Source organism: Novosphingobium beihaiense, from assembly GCF_022832375.1.
GTDB classification, from domain to species: Bacteria; Pseudomonadota; Alphaproteobacteria; order Sphingomonadales; family Sphingomonadaceae; genus Novosphingobium; species Novosphingobium beihaiensis.
The window spans coordinates 77,020-95,435 of sequence record NZ_JALHLG010000003.1; the positions used below are offsets into that span (position 1 = coordinate 77,020).

General features: G+C 64.0%; 16 protein-coding genes and 1 tRNA gene. All 17 read right to left on the reverse strand.

Annotated features, from left to right (window positions below):
* Nucleotides 1-167 precede the first annotated feature (167 nt).
* Nucleotides 168-1,223, reverse strand: coding sequence for a GTPase ObgE (gene obgE / locus MTR66_RS01710; protein WP_243917362.1), 1,056 nt, complete (start codon nucleotides 1,221-1,223; stop codon nucleotides 168-170).
* A gap of 98 nt (nucleotides 1,224-1,321) precedes the next feature.
* A tRNA-Ala gene (locus MTR66_RS01715) sits at nucleotides 1,322-1,397 on the reverse strand.
* A gap of 126 nt (nucleotides 1,398-1,523) precedes the next feature.
* The gene (locus MTR66_RS01720; protein WP_243917365.1) at nucleotides 1,524-2,276 is read right to left on the reverse strand and encodes a hypothetical protein; all 753 of its coding nucleotides are present in this window, start codon (nucleotides 2,274-2,276) and stop codon (nucleotides 1,524-1,526) included.
* A 149-nt stretch (nucleotides 2,277-2,425) separates the two neighbouring features.
* Nucleotides 2,426-3,166: a Bax inhibitor-1/YccA family protein gene (locus MTR66_RS01725; RefSeq protein ID WP_243917367.1), complete on the reverse strand. Its 741-nt coding sequence runs from the start codon at nucleotides 3,164-3,166 to the stop codon at nucleotides 2,426-2,428.
* Between the two features lie 143 nt (nucleotides 3,167-3,309).
* The gene (locus MTR66_RS01730) at nucleotides 3,310-4,116 is read right to left on the reverse strand and encodes a pyrroline-5-carboxylate reductase family protein (protein ID WP_243917369.1); all 807 of its coding nucleotides are present in this window, start codon (nucleotides 4,114-4,116) and stop codon (nucleotides 3,310-3,312) included.
* A 45-nt stretch (nucleotides 4,117-4,161) separates the two neighbouring features.
* Nucleotides 4,162-4,668, reverse strand: a complete 507-nt coding sequence (locus MTR66_RS01735; RefSeq protein WP_243917370.1) for a type III secretion system chaperone family protein — start codon at nucleotides 4,666-4,668, stop codon at nucleotides 4,162-4,164.
* A gap of 195 nt (nucleotides 4,669-4,863) precedes the next feature.
* Nucleotides 4,864-6,576: an SPOR domain-containing protein gene (locus MTR66_RS01740; RefSeq protein WP_243917371.1), complete on the reverse strand. Its 1,713-nt coding sequence runs from the start codon at nucleotides 6,574-6,576 to the stop codon at nucleotides 4,864-4,866.
* Nucleotides 6,577-6,711: 135 nt separating this feature from the next.
* Nucleotides 6,712-8,271 carry a cell division protein FtsZ gene (ftsZ, locus tag MTR66_RS01745; protein WP_243917372.1) on the reverse strand — a complete coding sequence of 520 codons (1,560 nt, stop codon included), beginning with the start codon at nucleotides 8,269-8,271 and terminating at the stop codon, nucleotides 6,712-6,714.
* A gap of 187 nt (nucleotides 8,272-8,458) precedes the next feature.
* Entirely contained in the window at nucleotides 8,459-9,739 is a 1,281-nt protein-coding gene (gene ftsA / locus MTR66_RS01750) for a cell division protein FtsA (protein ID WP_243917373.1), read from the reverse strand.
* A gap of 64 nt (nucleotides 9,740-9,803) precedes the next feature.
* Nucleotides 9,804-10,742, reverse strand: coding sequence for a cell division protein FtsQ/DivIB (locus MTR66_RS01755; RefSeq protein ID WP_243917375.1), 939 nt, complete (start codon nucleotides 10,740-10,742; stop codon nucleotides 9,804-9,806).
* Complete coding sequence (locus tag MTR66_RS01760) at nucleotides 10,739-11,692, reverse strand: D-alanine--D-alanine ligase (RefSeq protein WP_243917377.1); 954 nt, start codon at nucleotides 11,690-11,692, stop codon at nucleotides 10,739-10,741. The genes MTR66_RS01755 and MTR66_RS01760 overlap by 4 nt, the downstream gene beginning before the upstream one ends.
* On the reverse strand, nucleotides 11,692-12,192 hold the full coding sequence (locus MTR66_RS01765) for a DUF4262 domain-containing protein (protein ID WP_243917379.1): 501 nt from the start codon (nucleotides 12,190-12,192) through the stop codon (nucleotides 11,692-11,694). Before MTR66_RS01765 ends, MTR66_RS01760 begins: the two co-directional genes overlap by 1 nt.
* Nucleotides 12,193-12,200: 8 nt before the next feature.
* Entirely contained in the window at nucleotides 12,201-13,169 is a 969-nt protein-coding gene (gene murB / locus MTR66_RS01770) for a UDP-N-acetylmuramate dehydrogenase (RefSeq protein ID WP_327194466.1), read from the reverse strand.
* Nucleotides 13,166-14,587: a UDP-N-acetylmuramate--L-alanine ligase gene (gene murC / locus MTR66_RS01775; RefSeq protein WP_243917381.1), complete on the reverse strand. Its 1,422-nt coding sequence runs from the start codon at nucleotides 14,585-14,587 to the stop codon at nucleotides 13,166-13,168. The genes murB and murC overlap by 4 nt, the downstream gene beginning before the upstream one ends.
* On the reverse strand, nucleotides 14,584-15,843 hold the full coding sequence (gene murG, locus MTR66_RS01780; RefSeq protein WP_243917383.1) for an undecaprenyldiphospho-muramoylpentapeptide beta-N-acetylglucosaminyltransferase: 1,260 nt from the start codon (nucleotides 15,841-15,843) through the stop codon (nucleotides 14,584-14,586). The genes murC and murG overlap by 4 nt, the downstream gene beginning before the upstream one ends.
* Entirely contained in the window at nucleotides 15,840-17,036 is a 1,197-nt protein-coding gene (locus MTR66_RS01785) for an FtsW/RodA/SpoVE family cell cycle protein (RefSeq protein ID WP_243917385.1), read from the reverse strand. The genes murG and MTR66_RS01785 overlap by 4 nt, the downstream gene beginning before the upstream one ends.
* Nucleotides 17,036-18,406 (reverse strand): UDP-N-acetylmuramoyl-L-alanine--D-glutamate ligase, encoded by a 1,371-nt coding sequence (gene murD / locus MTR66_RS01790; protein ID WP_243917387.1) that lies wholly within the window; start codon nucleotides 18,404-18,406, stop codon nucleotides 17,036-17,038. Before murD ends, MTR66_RS01785 begins: the two co-directional genes overlap by 1 nt.
* Between the last annotated feature and the right edge of the window lie 10 nt (nucleotides 18,407-18,416).

Genomic DNA, 18,416 nt, shown 5'->3' on the forward strand with positions numbered 1-18,416 from the left:
AAACCCACTGCATTATGTTCTGACGGCTCTGACAGCCTCCCCGCTAGGGAAGGCGAATTGGCTCCTGGGCTACTGGCCCCGGGAAACGCTGTTCAGTAACGCGGCCCGCCAAAACTGGATCGAGCCCGACATCGCGCCCCTGCCGTTCTGACCGGGGACGGCAAAGATCAGATCGGCGACCAGGGCTTTTCGCCTGCCTCTTCCTGCTCGCCTTCCGGCCGTTCGGTCACGGTCGCAGCGGGCAGGTATTCGATCACGGCGTCGAGCAGCTTGCTGATGCCCTTGCCGGTCGCGCCGGAAATCGGGAACACTTCATGCGCCCCGGCCTTGAGCAGTTCGCGGGCATAATCCGCTGCCAGTTCGTCATCGACGAGATCGATCTTGTTGAGCGCGACCAGACGCGGCTTCTCTTCCAGCCCGCCGCCATAGGCTTCCAGCTCTTCCTCGACGATCTGCATCGCCTCGACCGGATCGGCGCTGGAGATATCGATCAGGTGAACCAGCACGCGGCAGCGTTCGATGTGGCCCAGGAAACGGTCGCCAATTCCCGCACCGTCCGCCGCGCCCTCGATCAGGCCGGGAATGTCGGCCAGCACGAATTCGCGGTTCTTGTGATGCACGACGCCAAGCTGCGGACGCAGCGTGGTGAAGGCGTAGTCACCCACTTTGGCCTTGGTGTTCGAAAGCTTGTTGATGAACGTGGATTTGCCCGCGTTCGGCGTGCCGACAAGGCCGACATCGGCCAGCAGCTTCAGCCGCAGCCAGACCCACATTTCCTGCACGGGCTCCCCCGGCTGGTGCTGGCGGGGCGCGCGGTTGGTACTCGTCTTGTAACTGGCATTGCCGCGCCCGCCGAGCCCGCCTTCAAGCATGACCACCCGCTGCCCGGCTTCGGTAAGGTCCGCCAGAACCGTCTCGCGGTCCTCGTCCGAGACGATCTGCGTGCCTACCGGCACCTTGATAACCAGTTCCTTGCCCGCCGCGCCATTGCGGTTCTTGCCCATGCCGTGGCCGCCGCGCGGAGCCTTGAAGTGCTGGGTATAGCGAAAGTCGATCAAGGTATTGAGGCCAGCCGCTGCTTCGAACACCACGTCGCCGCCGCGCCCGCCGTTGCCCCCGTCGGGCCCGCCGTACTCAATGTACTTCTCACGCCGGAAGCTCACCGCACCCGGCCCGCCTGCGCCGGAGCGAATGTAGATTTTGGCCTGATCGAGAAAGTGCATGGGTTATGTTTCCGGCGGGTTGTCTGCGGCGATTTCTGGTCCGCCAAAACGCGAACGGCCGCAGCAATGTGCGGCCGGTCAGCAAAAATATCAATTACTGGTGGAGCCGAGGGGGATCGAACCCCTGACCTCGTCATTGCGAACGACGCGCTCTCCCATCTGAGCTACGGCCCCGTTCCAGTATCGCCCCGGTGCATTTCATGCCGCGCCGGGAGGCGACCCCTTAGCGAAGACCTCTTCGCCATGAAAGAGCAAAAATGCGCCAGGGGAAAGATTCCGCGCGAGGAGGCAGCCAGTCCCCTAAGGCTGATAGCTGTTCGAACTGGCCGCCTGCTGCTGCACCTGCTGATCGAAATCCGGACGCACCGTGATCAGATCGCTGCTGTAGCGGGCCTGCCAGGCCGCAAGGTCTGCCTTGTACTTCTCATAGCTGTCAAAGAACGATTTGAACGGCTTTTCCATCTTGGCCAGGCCCACGAAGGAATAGGCATCGAACTGCCCCGGCGCCACGGTTTCCAGTTCCGTGGTCAGTTCCATCGCCGCCTTGCAGAAATCGGGATCAACCGGCGGCAAGGCGAAGAAGTTGTAGACCTGGGTCTGATAGGATTCGCGCGCCACGATGGCCGCGCGCCCCCGGTGCTGCGTGCGGAAGCTGGCCCCGATTTCCTTGTTCGCGGCCGCAAGCTGCTTGGCATAGACATCCAGGAACCGCTTGTAGCCCGTCAGGATCGGCGCGTATTCCGGCTCCACGCAGTTGAGCGCAGCAACGTTATAGGCAGACCGCAGGTTCCACACCGCCTGCGAGGTGGAAATGCCGGAGTTGACCGTGTGCCGGTTGCCATTGGCATCGATCGGCGGAATGGTCATCTCCAGCGGAGCGCCCATCGGCGGCACCGGCATCGGCGGAATGACCACGACCTTGGGCGGCGGAGGCGGCGGCGGAGGCGGCGGTGTGGGCGCACAGCCCGAAAGCGCTGCCACGGTCAGAACAATCGCCGAACCTGCCAGAAGCGGCAGCCTGCGGCCAAGGCCTTTGAACTTGCGGTAATCCACCCAATCTCACTCCATCACGCCCAGTGATATCTAGCGCCAGCATGCGGTAAAAGAAATGCCCGGTGCGACGAAACGCACCGGGCATCCCTATCAGTCGAATCGAGACTGTGGATTACCGCGTCAATACGGCGCGATCACAGCTCCCAAGTTCAGTTGCGCTGACCCAGGAAGCTCAGCAGGAACTGGAACATGTTGATGAAGTCCAGATAGAGGCTGAGCGCACCGAGCACGACCGCCTTGCCGACGAATTCGGTGCCACGCAGGTGGTAGTACTGGTTCTTGAGCATCTGCGTGTCATAAGCGGTAAGGCCGGCAAAGATCAGCACGCCCAGAACCGAGATCGCCAGCTGCAGCACGGTCGAACCGACAAACAGGTTGATCAGCATCGCCACCAGAATGCCAACGAGGCCCATGATCAGGAACGTGCCGAAGCCCGACAGATCCTTCTTGGTGGTGTAGCCATAGAGGCTAAGCCCCGCGAAGGCCGCCGCGGTCGCGAAGAACGTGGTCGCAATCGAGCTCGCGGTGAAGACCAGGAAGATCGTCGAGAGCGACAGGCCCATGATCACGCAGAAGCCCCAGTAGAGCATCTTGAGCGTCGATTCCTGGAAACGGTTGGCGCCGCCGCTGATCGCGAAGACGAAACCGAGCGGGGCCAGCATCACCAGCCAGCGCAGCGGCGACGTCATCATCTGCATCGCCATGCCGGATTCCGCGAAGAGCATCGCGACAACGCCCGACAGCAGGACACCAGAGGCCATGTAATTGTAAATCGACAACATGTGCCGCCGCAGCCCCATGTCATAGGTGGCCTGGCCAGCCGCACGTCCGTCAAGGCTGGGCGACGCACCGAAGCCCTGACGGGGCTGGGGGTCGTTCCAATTCGCCATTTCAAACTCCCTTTCACGGGGGTTTCCGCACAACGCGGTCCCCGGACATCCTCAATATCGGGCCGTATTCCTAAAGATTCAAGAAAAACCGGGCCTGAACATTTGTGACAAATTGTACGAAGCTCCCTTAGAGGTGCTTCGGCTCATCCCTTGCGCGCTTCGGCCGCCATTTCGGCATTGCGGTCACGCGAGGCCGCCATCGCTGCGGCCACGATCTGCGCCAGTGCCTTATCCTGATCGAGCACGTTCATGCCCGCGCGGGTCGAACCGCCGGGACTGGCCACCTTGTCGGCCAGTTCCCCGGGCGAAAACTCCGAAGATGCGGCGAGCTGGGCCGCGCCTTCCACCATCGCCAGCGCCAGCCGCTGCGACTGCCCTTCATCCAAGCCCAGCGCCACGGCGCCAGCCGCCAGCGAATCGATAAAGCGGTAGACGAAAGCCGGACCACAGCCCGCCAGCGCCGTAACGGCATCGAACAGCGTTTCATCGGCCAGCCATTCCGGCGTGCCCAGATGCGCCATCATCGCCGTGACAGCGGAGCGGCCGATCTCATCGAGCCCCCGTGCATCAAGCGCGATGGGCGATTTGCCGATGGCAGCAGCCAGATTCGGCATGATCCGCACGATCGCGCCTGCATCGGGAAAGCGCGCCGAGAGACTGTCGAACTCGACACCTGCCAGGATCGAGAACAGCACCGTCTCGCGCCCGGCCAGCGGCGCCAGAACCGTGGCCACATCGTCCAGCCCCTGCGGCTTAACCCCCAGCATGATCGCATCGAAGCGGCCCTCGGGCAGCGTGCGCAGCAAAGTCACGCCATCGGGCACCTCGCTGCGGTGCGGATCGACGACAGTGAAACGCGAGGCCGGAATGCCTCCGGCCAGCCAGCCAGTGAGCATAGCGCCGGCCATGTTGCCGCAGCCGACGAGTAGAATGTTCTGAAAACGGTCCATGCCCGCCCGCTTAGGCCAGCATGCGGGCGCTGCCAAGGGGAGCCCTCAGGCTTCCCCGGCCGCATCAACCAGTGCGGCAGCCAGCGCCTCCTGCGGGGTCTTGTCCCCCCACAGGATGAACTGGAACACCGGATAGAAGCGGTCGCACTCCTCGATCGCGGCTTCCACCACCATCTGCGCCTGACCAGGCCCGAGCAAGCCGTCCTCGCCCAGCATCAGCCCGTGGCGGAAGAGCACCACGCCGCCATTCGACCAGACATCGAAGTGCCCCAGCCAGACCTGCTCGTTGATCATCGCCAGCGCTTCGAACACAGCCGCGCGCTTGCCTTCGGTAATACGGACATCAGGCAGGCACAGCAGCTGCAGCACCCGGTCCTCGGCGCGCCAGACCGCCTGGAGCTGATACGTTGTCCAGGCCCCCTTCACTTCCGCGGAGATTTCGTCCTCGCTGGAATATTCGAAGGGCCAGTCGCGCGCTTCGAACAGCGACGCAAGCATCTCCACCGGAGCTGCCTCATCATCGCGATCGATATCGTCCTGAACCGTCCTCATAAATTCCGACACAAACCCTCCGCGTGCTACGCCAGCATGGATGCTTTGCCGGGGCGGTGTAGCACAATGCAGCGGGCACGATCGGCTGCGTAAAACTGCACAAGTCTGTTTACAGGGTGTGGATAAGGCTAATCACGCCTTAACGAAAGCTCAGGAATTGAACTGAAATTCCTGAGCGTTTCGAAACAACCAGGATCAATTGACGGGAAGAACGTCAACCACTTGTCCCGCCGGACTGGTCCACGGCAGCGCATCGTTGAACCCCGCCTTCTTGAGATCGGCGATGAATTCGTTGGCCGCCTTTCGCGTTTCGAAAGGGCCAGCCAAGATACGGTTGGTTCGGCCCATTTCAGTGACATAGGCCTTGCGCCCCTTGAACAGCGCCGGTTCCCGACGGGTATAGCGCCGCCAGTCGAACGCAATCGCCTTCTTGTCACGCCCGACACCGATCTGCACCCAGATGCGGCTGGGATGCGCGGGCGGCGCAGGCTTCTGCGGCTTCGGCTTGGCTTTGGGCTTTGGCCGCGCTGGGTCGATCTGGCGAATATCGACAGCCCCCGAAGCTGGGGCCGCCCGCAAGGCCGGTTTGCCCAAATCGGCAAAAGCTGCGGACAGCGACGGTGCCGGAGCGGGCTCTGCCGTTCTAGGAGCCGGCTTGGCGGCCGGAGCCTGCTTCGGCGCGGAAGAAGACGGCGCGGCAGACGCGCCTGCAGACGGCAGGCTGGCGAGATTGAACCCCGGCGCCGGAGCCTTTGCGGGAGTCGTTTCCCGCGGCTTCGGATTCCGGACAGGGACAGCGCCGGGCGCTGGCGGCGAAGGCTTGCGCTCAGGCGCCGTGGCCGTGGCCGTGGCCATAGGCCGGGATGCGGCGAGCGGCGGAAGCTCGCCAGTGCTTTCGATCGCGGGCTTGGGCTCCGGCGGCGGTGTCCTGTCGGGATCGGCAGCGGCCACGGCAGCCCGCGAAGGCTTGCGGCGGTTCTTCTTCGCATCGGCCTTTACCGCCTTCGCATTCTTACCGCCACGGTCCAGCGCATCCCCCTTGGGAACAAGCGCGGCGTCCGCCGAAGCCACACGCGGCGGCGAATAGGCGGCAATGCGCGGATCGTCCTGACCAATTTCGGACGCACGCGGAAAGCGGCCAAGATTGGCAGCGGCAGCCTGCTGTGCCCGGGTGAGGCGCGGCATGTACCGCATATAGGGCGCCACGCTTTCAGCCAGCTTCGGCGGCAGGATGGTTTCGGTGATGTCCACTGCCTGTTTGGTCTCACCCGCGATGGCAAGGGCAAAGGCCCGCGCCCGCCAGCCCGGCTTGTCCTGCTTGCGCAGCAGCGGCATCAGCGTGGTTTCGGCGCCCTTCTGGTCGCCCGCGATGGCCTGGCTGATCGCAAGGCGCATGCGCACCTCCTCGCTGGGGTTCGCGAGCATGGCCATCGCATAGTAACGCTGCGCCGACGCGTTATCGCCCACGAGATCGTAAGCCAGACCACGGTCATCGGCGATCTGCGAAGGCACGGCCCCGGCCTTTTCGGCCTCGGTGAAATAGGGGATGGCCGTCACCGGATCGCCGCTCAGCACATATGTGCGCGCAAGCCCCGCCTTGACCCGGGCATCGTTCGGCACGATCTCGTTCGCGCGGCGGTAAAAGCCGATAGCCGCTTCCAGATCGCCCAGGCTGCGCGCGGCATCGCCCGCCTCCACCAAGGCATCGGTATCGCGCGGATCGCGGCCCAGCTTCGTCAGCGCATCGCTCAGCCGCTCCGTGTTCGGGTTGGGAAGCGCCTGCACGACCGGCTGGGAAACCACCGGAGCGCCCTGCGCGAACGCACCGGCAGACCAGATGGCAGACGCGCCAACGGCAGCGCCCGCCAATAACCGCAATACCTCTTCCACCCGCAAAACCCGAGACACCCTTGCCAAGACAGCAGCCGCGGCCCGGCTGCAAGCCGCCCTATGCAGCCCGTCCGATGAACCTCGGACGAACATCGCAGCGATCCGCCACCGCCCGGCTGCCCATCAGGGCATTCCGCCGCACGGCGCCGCCCGTTACTGGTTGTTCTGCCTGCCCAGAAAACGCGGAATGCTGATAGAGCCGTTGTCGTCCTCTTCCTCATCCTCGGGCAGCGGCTCGGCAGCAGACGGCTTGGGACGGGAAAGACTGGTCATACGCTCGAACAACGTGCTTCCGCCCGCTGCAGGCTTCGGCCGCGGGGGCACATCTTCCGCCTGCGGGCTGGCAGGCATGGCCTGCCCGCCATCCAGAAGCAGTTCGTCCTGACGTCCCGGCGGGGGCGCAAAAGGCGGCTGCTCGCGGCCTTCTCCGGCCTCGGGCTCCAGCGGCTTGCTGCGCGAGGCGCCAAGCCCCGAAAGGCTGGCATAGCTGCCGGACGATGCAGGCTCGTCCGCAGCTTCGTCCGTGCCAACCTCATCGCCAGCGCCGAGTTCCAGTTCGGCCGAAGGCTCATAAGCCTCGGGCATGGCGGCCGCCGCCGGTAACGGCTCGGGCTCGCTTTGCGGAGCGGGCTGCGGAGCAGCGGGCGTTTCGATGACGGCAGGCGCAGGCGCCTGCACGGCCGGACGCACCGGCCCGCGCGAAGCGCTGAGGTTGAGCGGGCGCGAAGCCTCTTCCGCCATTTCGGCAGTCTGCTCGATGCCGGTGGCGACTACCGAGACGCGGATCTTGCCCTGCAGGTCCGGATTGAAGGCCGAACCCCAGATGATGTTGGCGTCAGAATCGACCAGCTCGCGAATGTGGTTCGCAGCCTCGTCAACTTCGAGCAGCTTCATGTCGTCGCCGCCGATGATCGAGATGATCACGCCCTTGGCGCCCTGCATCGACACACCGTCGAGCAGCGGGTTAGCGATAGCGCGTTCGGCAGCTTCCAGCGCGCGGTTCGGGCCTTCGCCCTCGCCCGTGCCCATCATCGCCTTGCCCATCTCGCCCATGACCGAGCGCACGTCGGCAAAGTCGAGGTTGATAAGGCCCGGCATGACCATCAGGTCGGTGATCGAGCGCACGCCCTGCTGCAGCACTTCGTCAGCGAGCTGGAAAGCCTCCTTGAAGGTGGTTTCCGCCTTGGCAACGAGGAACAGGTTCTGGTTCGGAATGACGATCAGCGTATCGACGTGCTTCTGCAGCTCCTCGATACCCGCATCGGCCGAGCGCATGCGGCGCGTGCCTTCGAACAGGAACGGCTTGGTGACCACACCCACCGTCAGCACGCCCTTTTCGCGGGCGGCCTGCGCGATGATCGGCGCGGCGCCGGTGCCGGTGCCGCCGCCCATACCGGCAGCGATGAAGACCATGTGCACGCCGTCCAGCAGGCGGTCGATCTCTTCCAGCGTCTCTTCGGCGGCAGCACGGCCGACTTCGGGCCGCGAACCAGCGCCGAGCCCCTGGGTGATATCCGGCCCGAGCTGCACGCGGGTTTCGGCGATGGAATTGTTCAGCGCCTGCGCATCCGTGTTGGCGACGACGAAATCGACGCCTTCGATCTGCGCTTCGATCATGTTGGCGATGGCGTTGCCGCCCGCACCGCCAACACCCACAACAACAATCCGGGGGCGAAGCTCGTCGATCGCCGGCGGTCCGATATTAATGCTCATTCTGCTCTCCTGGCACTTCCGCGCGCGAAGAAATTACTTTGACCAGTCTGATTGCACGCTTCGACTCTTCGAAGCAAAGCATCGCAACCCTTTGTCCACAGCGAAACCGCCGATTCACGGCATTTCCCGCCATCCGGCCTCAGTCCCTGCACGGCTGGTCCGGCTGCCGTTCGCAGCCCGCACCGGTTCAAAAATATTCCTTAAGCGCATGATAAACACGGCTGACCATTCCCAGACTGCCCAGCTTCACGGTCTGCTGCATGCGGCGCCCCATCGAACGGATATCGACAGGATCGTTCGCAGCATAAAGCACCAGCCCTGCCAGTGTCGAGAAGCCCGGCTTCACATGGGCCTCGGGCAGTCCCGCCAGATGCGGCACCCGTCCGATACGCACCGGCTTGCCGATGGCGGCCTGCGCATAGTCGGCCAGTCCCACCAGCTCCGCGCCGCCGCCGGTGAACACCACCTGCTGGCCGCGCTGGCCGTTGAAGCGCATCGTCTTGAGCGCCTTGTTCACCTCTTCCATGATCACGCCGAGCTGGCCCGTGATCACACCGATCAGTTCAGCACGCGGAATCCGGTTCTTGTCATCGGCATGGCGCGCGCGCGGGCCGTTCTCTTCCTCGCCCGGGGCATAGACCGGGATCATCTCGCGGTGATCGTGCGGGCTGGCGATCGCCGAGCCGTTGACGCACTTGAGCCGCTCGGCCTGGAACCGGCGAATGCCGAAAGCAGATGCCACCACATCGGTAATATCGGCAGAGCCCATCGGGATGGCGATCATGTCCTTGAGCATGCCCTGCCCGTAGATCGCCACATTGGTGACTTCCGCGCCGAATTCGACCAGTGCCACGCCCAGATCGCGCTCTTCCGGCGAAAGGCAGGCCTGCCCCGCCGCGATGGGCGAGGCGACGACCGCCTCCACTTCAAGGTGTGCGCTCTGCACGGCCTCGGTCAGGTTGCGGATCGGCGCGCCGTCGGCCAGCATGACGTGGATATCGACGCCCAGCCGCTCTGCATGGAGCCCTTTGGGATTGGCCACGCCATGCGCCCCGTCGAGCCGGTACTGCGCGGGCTGAGCGTGGAGCACCATGCGCCCGTCCGGCCGGATTACCTCGCGCGCGGAGATCAGAAGCTGGTCGATATCTTCCTGCTCGATCCGGCGCCCGCCGATCTCTGCATCGAACTGATCGATACGGCTGGCGAGCCCTGCCCCGGAACAGCCGATCCAGACTTTCTGCACGGCGGTGTCGGCCATCTTCTCGGCCCGGTCGATGGCATCGCGCACGGCATAAGTAGCCGCCGCGATATCCGTTACATAGCCGCGTTTGATGCCCTGGCTGGCCCGGTGGCCCGATCCGAGCACGACCATGTCGCCCATCTCGTTGATCCCCGCGACGATCGCGGAGATGCGGAACGAGCCGATGTTGACCGCGCCGAACACGCGGGTGATGCGGGGTGCCGCCATTATGCGATGCCCTCGCGGTACTGGTTCATGTCATGCCCCATGCCGTGTTCTGCCCCTGTGCACCTCATTGCGCGTCCGCCTGCGCGGTATGCGGCACCGCACCGGCCTTGAGCGCCAGTTCCTTGCCCTCTTCGTCGGGGATGCGCATGTAGATGCGGTCCTTCGCGCGCATATCGAAAGCCGTGACCTTACCGCCCAGCAGCCGGTTGGTGCCATCCAGCCGGGCGAACGTAACCAGCGCGCTGGCCGATTCCCGATCCCCCTCCGGCAAGGCAAGAACCTGTCCGGTGTGGAACGTGAGATTCCAGCGCCGGTTGCCGATCCATTCCGCCTCGGCCACGCGCGGTTTCAGGGCGGGCGCGGCTTCAAGCAGGTGCGAAAGCTGCACGACCTGCTGCCCCGCGCCCGGACCGGACACGATCAGCTTGCCCTGCGCATTCTTGCGGCTGATCACTTCAAGTTCGTGCCCGGTATCGTCGATAAGCACGAAACGGTCCGCCTTGCGCAGCACCGCGTGCGGCTTGCGCTCAACGATATCGACCACCAGCGTATCGGGAAGCTGGCGCGACACCCGAGCATCCTCAACCCACGAAAGTCCCAGCAGTTCCTGGCGCAGCTTTTCCAGATTGACCAGCGGCATCGCCCGGTCCCGCTCGGCCAGCGCCTTTTCGTAGACCCGCTGCTGATTGAGGTTCTTCACACCGCGCACTTCCACGCGCTTCACCTCGAACCCGGTCTCCGCCGCGACATGCGCAAGCTGGTAACTGGCCATCGCAGGCAGCCCTGCCATCGATGCGACCACCCAGGCCAGCACCACCGCACCTCCGAGGATCGCGAAAAGGAAGATGCGGTGCAACTGCTCTTCGGAAAACGGCAGCCAGCCCATGACCATGTCGAGCACGGAACCGGTCTGCGCCCGTGCCGAGCGAACCTTGGCCTTGGTGCCCTGCGAAGCGGCAGCCTTGCGCGCGGTCGTCGCCTTGCGCCGGATCGTGGTGCTCATTTGGCCCCCTTCCGCTTCTCGGCATCCTTCAGAGCTTCGGCAATGATCGCCTCGACGAGATCGGGATAGTCCATGCCGCAAGCCCGCGCCTGTTCGGGCACGAGACTGAGCGGGGTCATGCCGGGTTGGGTATTGGTTTCGAGCAGAAACAGCCCTTCCACGCCCTGCGTGTCATCCCAGCGGAAGTCGGAACGGCTGGTTCCCTTGCAGCCCAGAAGCTGATGCGCCCGCAGCGCCAGATCCTTGCAGGCCTGCGTGATCTCGTCGGGAATGTCCGCCGGGCAGACGTGTTCGGTCATCCCGTCGGTATATTTGGCATCGAAATCGTAGAAGCCGGACTTCGGGCGCAGTTCGGTCACGAGCAGCGCCCGGCCGCCGATCACCGCGGTGGTGAGTTCGCGCCCGCGAATATAGGGCTCGGCCAGAAGCTCGCTGAATTCCTGCCACGGCCCTGCCACGTCCCGGCCGATGGGATTGCCGTAGTTGCTCTCATCCATGATGATGGCGACACCGACCGAAGACCCCTCGTTCACGGGCTTGAGCACATAAGGGCGCGGCATCGGATCGCGCTCGTGGATATCGGCGGACTTGACCACGCGCCCGCCCGGCATTGGAATCCCGTGCGGCACCAGCGCCTGCTTGGTCAGTTCCTTGTCGATGGCGATCACCGAAGTAGCGAGACCCGAGTGGGTATAAGTGAGCCCCATCAGATCCATCATCCCCTGCACCGTGCCGTCTTCCCCGGGCACGCCATGAAGAGCGTTGAACACGACATCGGGCTTCACTTCGGCTAGCCGGGTCGCGACATCGCGATCCATGTCGATGCGCGTGACCTTGTGGCCCTTGCTCTCCAGCGCCTTGGCCACACCTTCCCCGCTCATCAGCGAGACCGGCCGTTCATGCGACCAGCCGCCCATCAGGACTGCAACGTGGAGCTTGGGAAGGGACATCAGTGAATACTCGTTTCGTAGAGGGCGGGTTGTTGGGAAATCACATATTCGTCGCAGCCCTTCTCCCAAGGAAACAAGCCCTGCTGGGCTCCGGGCCAGACGATCTGGTAAGCCTCGCCAAGTTCAACGCTGCGCTGATTGCGATGATACCAGATGGCCCAACCCAAATGCTCCTTAATGGCGGCCGGGGCGGTTACGTGCCGCAACACGCAGTCAAAGCCCTCAAGCAGGCCCGATACTCGTGCGCCATCTCGCAACACCAAGCCATCCGCACACTGTCTGTGCATCTCATTGACCATCGAGTGCATCAGTTCATTCCGCAACCCGTACACAATGACTTCTGGTTGCCCCACCGAAACAGGAAAACCGATCGAATAGCTAAAATCAGGTTGTATGCCGTCAGGATCGAACACGAACTGCACCTGACAACCATAGTCGCGAATATTATCGACAACACACTGTTCGTGCCTATCGAGTTTTCGCGAGAACAGCTTGCCCATGACACCTTTCATGGCCGCCCCACCCGCTGGATTTCCCACTCAAGCGTAACGCCTGAGCTTTCCTTCACACGGCGGCGCACTTCCTCGCCCAGCGCTTCGATATCAGAGCTGGTGGCTTCGCCGGTGTTGATAAGGAAATTGGTGTGCTTTTCCGAAACCTGCGCGCCACCCATCTGCAAGCCCCGGCATCCAGCCTTGTCCACCAGTTCCCAGGCCTTGTGGCCATCCGGGTTCTTGAAGGTTGAACCGCCCGTCTTGCTGCGAAGCGGCTGGCTGGCCTCCCGGCTGGCGGAAATGCGATCCATTTGGGCTTGAATGGCTTCGGGTTCACCGGGCCGCCCCTTGAAGCGCGCGGCTACGACGATGGCGCCTTCAGGCAGTTCGGAATGGCGGTAGGTATAGCCCAGGTCCGCATTCCGCAGCGTCACCAGCGAGCCATCGCGCAGCACCACGTCGCAATCGACGAGAATATCCTTCACCTCGCCGCCATAAGCGCCGCCGTTCATGCGCACAAAACCGCCCACCGTACCGGGGATCGAGCGCAGAAACTCAACGCCCGCGATGCCGTTGTCGCGCGCGGTGGAAGATACCAGAATGCCCGACGCCCCGCCCCCGCATTCGAGCGTCAAGCCGGCCGTCTTCGTTACTTTGGCAAAGGCCTTGCCCAAGCGGACCACCACGCCCGGCACGCCGCCATCGCGCACGATCATATTGGAGCCCAGCCCGAGCGCCATGACCGGCACCGCAGGATCGAGATCGCTCAGAAACTGCTGCAGATCGGCCAAGTCCTTGGGTTCGAACAGCCATTCCGCCACACCGCCCGACTTGAACCAGACGAGCGGGGCCAGCGGGGCATCGGGGGTAAGCTTCCCTCTGACCCCGTTCGTGTCGAGCGAAGTCGAGACACCTGAGCCTGACGTGTCTCGACTTCGCTCGACACGAACGGATACTGGAGCAGCCGGCGTTTTCTGGCTCACACCACCCTCCGCGCCTTGATGGCATCGGCCAGCCCGGCGGCCCACTTGGTGATATCGCCCGCGCCCAGGCACACGACCATGTCGCCCGGCTGCACGGTCTTAGCCAGTTCATCGGCCAGCGCCTCCGGCCCGGCGATGACTTGCGCCGAACGGTGCCCGCGCGCTTTCATGCCATTGACCATGGCCTCGCTGTCGATGCCTGCGATCGGCTGCTCGCCCGCCGCATAGACCGGCGAGGCATAGACCACGTCGGCATCGTTAAAGGCAGCCTGGAAGTCATCCATATGATCGCGCAGGCGGGTGAAACGGTGCGGCTGGACCACGGCGATGACGCGGCCTTTCACGCCTTCGCGCGCGGCGGCGAGGACAGCGCGGATTTCCACCGGGTGATGGCCGTAATCGTCGATGATCGTGACGCCCCCGCCTTCCATGGCCACTTCGCCCACCTTGGTGAAGCGGCGCTTGACCCCGCCGAACTTGCCAAAGCCGGTCTGGATCACCGCGTCCGCGCAGCCCATCTCGACCGCGACGCCCACGGCGGCGAGCGCATTCTGCACATTGTGGCGGCCCGGCATCGGCAGTTCGATGCCCTCGATCCGGCGGAACGAACCGTCCCGCTGACGCAGCGCCACGTCGAAACGGTTGCCGCCGGGATAGGGCGTCACGTTCTCGCCGCGAATGTCCGCCTGCGCTGAGAAGCCATACGTGACCACGCGGCGGTCACGCACCTTGGGGATGATCGCCTGCACTTCGGGATGGTCGATGCACAGCATCGCCGCGCCGTAGAACGGCACGTTCTCGATGAACTCGACGAAAGCTTCCTTCACCCGCTCGAACGAGCCGTAGTGATCGAGATGTTCGGGATCGATATTGGTGACAACCGCAATCGTGCCGTCGAGACGCAGGAAAGACCCGTCGCTCTCGTCGGCCTCCACCACCATCCAGTCGCTCTCGCCCAGACGCGCGTTGGAGCCATAGGCGTTGATGATGCCGCCGTTGATCACGGTGGGATCGACCCCGCCCGCATCAAGCAGCGCGGCGACCATCGAGGTGGTCGTCGTTTTGCCGTGCGTGCCGGCCACGGCCACGGTGTTCTTGAGCCGCATCAGCTCGGCCAGCATCTCCGCGCGGCGCACCACCGGAATGCGGTGCTCCAGCGCATAGACCACTTCGGGATTATCGCGCTTCACGGCGGTTGAGGTAACGACGACAGCGGCGCCGTTTACGTTTTCGGCGGCATGACCGATCATGACCTTGATCCCGCGCGCACGCAGCCCTTCCACCACATAGCCTTCGGCGATGTCGGAACCCTGCACCGAGTAGCCGAGATTGTGCATGACTTCGGCAATGCCGGACATGCCGATGCCACCAATGCCGACGAAGTGGATCGTCCCGATATCGGTGCCGACGCCCTTCACTGTGCACGCTCCCTGGCCAGCGCTTTTCCGCCGGTGGCGGGCGAGGTCTTTTCCATGCGGATCACGTCCATGATCGGACTGGCACCAAAGCTCTCCACCAGATCGGCCAGATCGCTCGCTGCCTTGGGATAGCCGCAGTTCCAGGCCGCGTGGGCGGCATTGGCAAGGGTCTGCGGGTTCTTGGCGATGGCTTCGATCTGCAAGCACACGTCCTTGGCCATCTTCTGGAGAAGATCGGCCTGCTCTCTCAGCAAGGCGTTACGCCTGTCTCCGCGATACTTGTCGGCATTCTCAGTCGTAATCGCAGGCTGGCGGATGACGCGCGCACCGCCTGCCGCAACGATCTCGCGCGCATTGGCGGACTGGTGATCGTCCATCGCATAAGGCAAGGGAATGAGGATGGCCGGGCGCCCAACCGCGGTCAGCTCCGCAATCGTCGAAGCCCCTGACCGGCCGACGAACAAGTGCGCCCCTGCAAGGCGCTCCGCCATATCCTCGAAATAGGTGGCCAGTTCTGCGGGAATACCGTGCACGGCATAGCGCTGGCGCACCGCTTCGATATCCTCGGCACGGCATTGCTGGATCACCTGCAGCCGCGAACGCAAAGTGGGCGGCAACATGGCAAGGCCATCGGGAACCACCTGCGAAAGCACTCGCGCGCCCTGGCTCCCGCCGGTCACGAGAATGCGGAACAGGCTGTCTTCAGCAAATTCCGGAAAAGGCTGATCGCGCAGGGTCAGCACGTCTGCCCGCACCGGGTTGCCGACCAGCGTAACCTTGTCCGCATACTTGGAATCGAGCAGGTCCACTTCCTCGCACGACGTGGCGATAGCATCCACCTTGCCCGCGAAATAACGGTTCACGCGTCCCAGCACGGCGTTCTGCTCGTGCAGGACGATCGGCAGCCCGGCGGACCGTGCGGCCAGCATCGTCGGCATCGCTGGATAGCCGCCGAAGCCTACGACAGCACTGGGCTGAAAGCTGTCAAACAGGCGTAGCGCCATGGACCGGCCCTGCCAGATTCCGCGCGCACCCTTCAGCCAGCCGATAGGGTTCTTGCCCGCGATCCGGCCCGGCGGCAGCACGTGCGAGGTGAGATAATCGGGCTTCCCCGGAATCGCTGCCCCGCGCTCGTCGGTGATGAGCGCGACGTGGTGGCCGCGCTGGTGCAGTTCCGCGGCGAGCGCGAAAGCGGGGATAAGGTGTCCGCCCGTCCCGCCCGCGGCGAGCACATAGTGGCGGGAAACCGAACTCATTGCGTATCTCCAATAGCGCGCAGCGAAAACTTCTCGCGCTGGATGAACGGATTGCGGCGGGTAATCGCCAGCAGCAGCCCTATACACAGCCCCATCGCAATGGTGGATGAACCGCCGTAGCTGATCAGCGGCAAAGTCATGCCCTTGGACGGGAAAAGCTGCAGGTTGACGAGGATATTGATGAACGCCTGCCCCCCGAACTGGGCAGCAAAACCCGATGCGGCCAGCACTGTGAACAGGTCCTCCTCATTCACCAGCCGCAGAAAAATCCGGAACAGGATCGCCAGATAGAGCACCACGATCACCATGCAGGCGATCAGCCCGAACTCTTCACCGATGACAGAGAAGATATAGTCGGTATGCGCTTCGGGCAGCGCCATCTTGCGCGTGCCCATCCAGAAGCCAAGGCCGGTCCACCCGCCGTTGAGCAGCGTGCGCTGGGCCAGATCCACCTGATCGAAAGCCGTGCCGCCGAACAGGAAGTTGTCGATGCGGTTGCGGCCGTTGTCATAGGTGAAATACATCACGACAAGGCCAGCAAGGCCAACCGCGAAGAAGGCGGCAAGGCGCTTGACGTCGATACCCGAGAGCAGGATCAGCACCAGAAACGTGCCGGAAAACAGCATCGTCGAACCGAAGTCCGGCTGCATCATCAGCAGTGCCCCCAGAAAGGCTATGAGGCCGAAGCACATGGCCACTACCGGAATCTGCGGATCGCGCGCGCGCCAGGACAGGATCCAGGCCAGCAGGATCGGATAGCCGCATTTCAGGAACTCGGACGGCTGCAACGAAAAACCAAAGCGCAGCCAGCGCTTTGCACCGTTGACTTCATATCCGGCGATAGGAACCAGAACCAGCGCCGCCAGCATCGCAGCGGCAAGCAGGATGCCAAAGCGCCGCGCGCTGTCCTTGGACAAGCTCGAAGCCCAGAACATGGCGCCCAGCCCCAGCACCTGCCAGCGCACATGCAGATAGAAGAAATGGAGGGCGGGCAGCTTGTCATTCGCCGTGGAGAGCCTGCGGGCACTGGCGGGAGAGCCGGATGCCACGGCCACGGCGCCGATCGCCATCAGCACCAGCACGAGGATCAGCGTGCCACGGTCGATCTCTTGCCACCACACCGCCAGCCGGCCGCGCCGGTTGCGGTTATAGCGGCCTGCCGCAGAACCATGCACAGGCGCAGTCGTGGCCATCAGGCGTCCTCCCCTTCAGCGGAAGGCGGAGCCAACAAGGCTTCGACGATCTGACGGAAGGCATTGCCGCGCGCTTCGAAATCGCGGAACTGATCGAAGCTGGCGCAAGCCGGAGAGAGCATGACGATATCGCCCGGCCGGGCTTCCGTCATCGCCTGACGGATCGCCTCCGCCATCATCTCGGAGCGATGGACGCGGGTATAGGGAGCCAGCAGTTCAGCGAAGCGCGGCCCGGCATCGCCAATGGTATAGGCCGCCGCGATATTGCCGAAATAGGGCGCGCACTCGTCCAGATCGTCCCCCTTGGGCAGCCCGCCGAGAATCCAGTGAATGCGCGGCTCGGGCCCGTTGCCCCGGCTGGACGGCGGGAAAGCGGCAATGGCGGGTGCGGCAGAGGCCGGATTGGTCGCCTTGGAATCGTTGATGTAGATGACGCCGTCCGCTTCCGCGACCCGCTCCATGCGGTGCGGCAACCCACGGAAATTGCGCAGCGCCTTCTTCCATTGCGCCTTGCCGATCCCCAGCGCCTCGACAATGGCGATGGCGACAGCCGCGTTCTGCAGATTGTGCGGCCCCTGCAGAGATGGCCAGTCCTTCTGCAATCCGGCCAGATCGCTGCCATCGACAAGACGGACGAGGCCCGGATCGCGGCGCGCAGCTTCGATGCGGGCGACAGCGCGGGTTTCCCGGTCGCCAGTGCCAAAGACCGCGCGGCGGCCCTTGCCCTGCATTTCGAACAGCCGCGCCTTAGAGGCGGCATAGGCCTCGAACCCTTCGTAGCGGTCCAGGTGATCGGGCGTAACGTTCAGCAGCGCTGCCACCTCGCAATCGAGATTGTAGGTCAAGTCAATCTGATAGCTCGACAGTTCGAGCACGTAGACCCCGCCTTCCGGCAGCGGATCGGCGCTGAGGACCGGCACGCCGATATTGCCGCCAACACGCGCGGGCACACCCGCCACGGTCAGGATGTGATGCACCAGCGAAGTCGTCGTCGATTTGCCGTTGGTGCCGGTGATCCCGACAACGCGGTGCGCGGGCAGGCTCTGGCGGGCGAGCGCGAACAGCTCGATGTCGCCGATCACCGGAACCACGGCCCGCTTCGCCGCTTCGGCGATCGGATGGCGGTTCAGCGGAATACCGGGAGAGACCACTATGCCGTCATACCCGGCAAGGTCCGCCGTCACCGGATCGGCCAGCTCCACCTTGCCGCTGTCCACCCACTCGACCAGTCCCTGCCGCGGCTCGTCGCGGCTGTCCCACGCCATCACGTGCGCCCCGCTCGCCACCAGCGTCGAGACCGCAGCCTGTCCCGAACGGGCCAGACCGAGGACCGCGTAACGCTTTCCGGCAAAGGCGGGAGAGACGATCACGCGCGCGTCC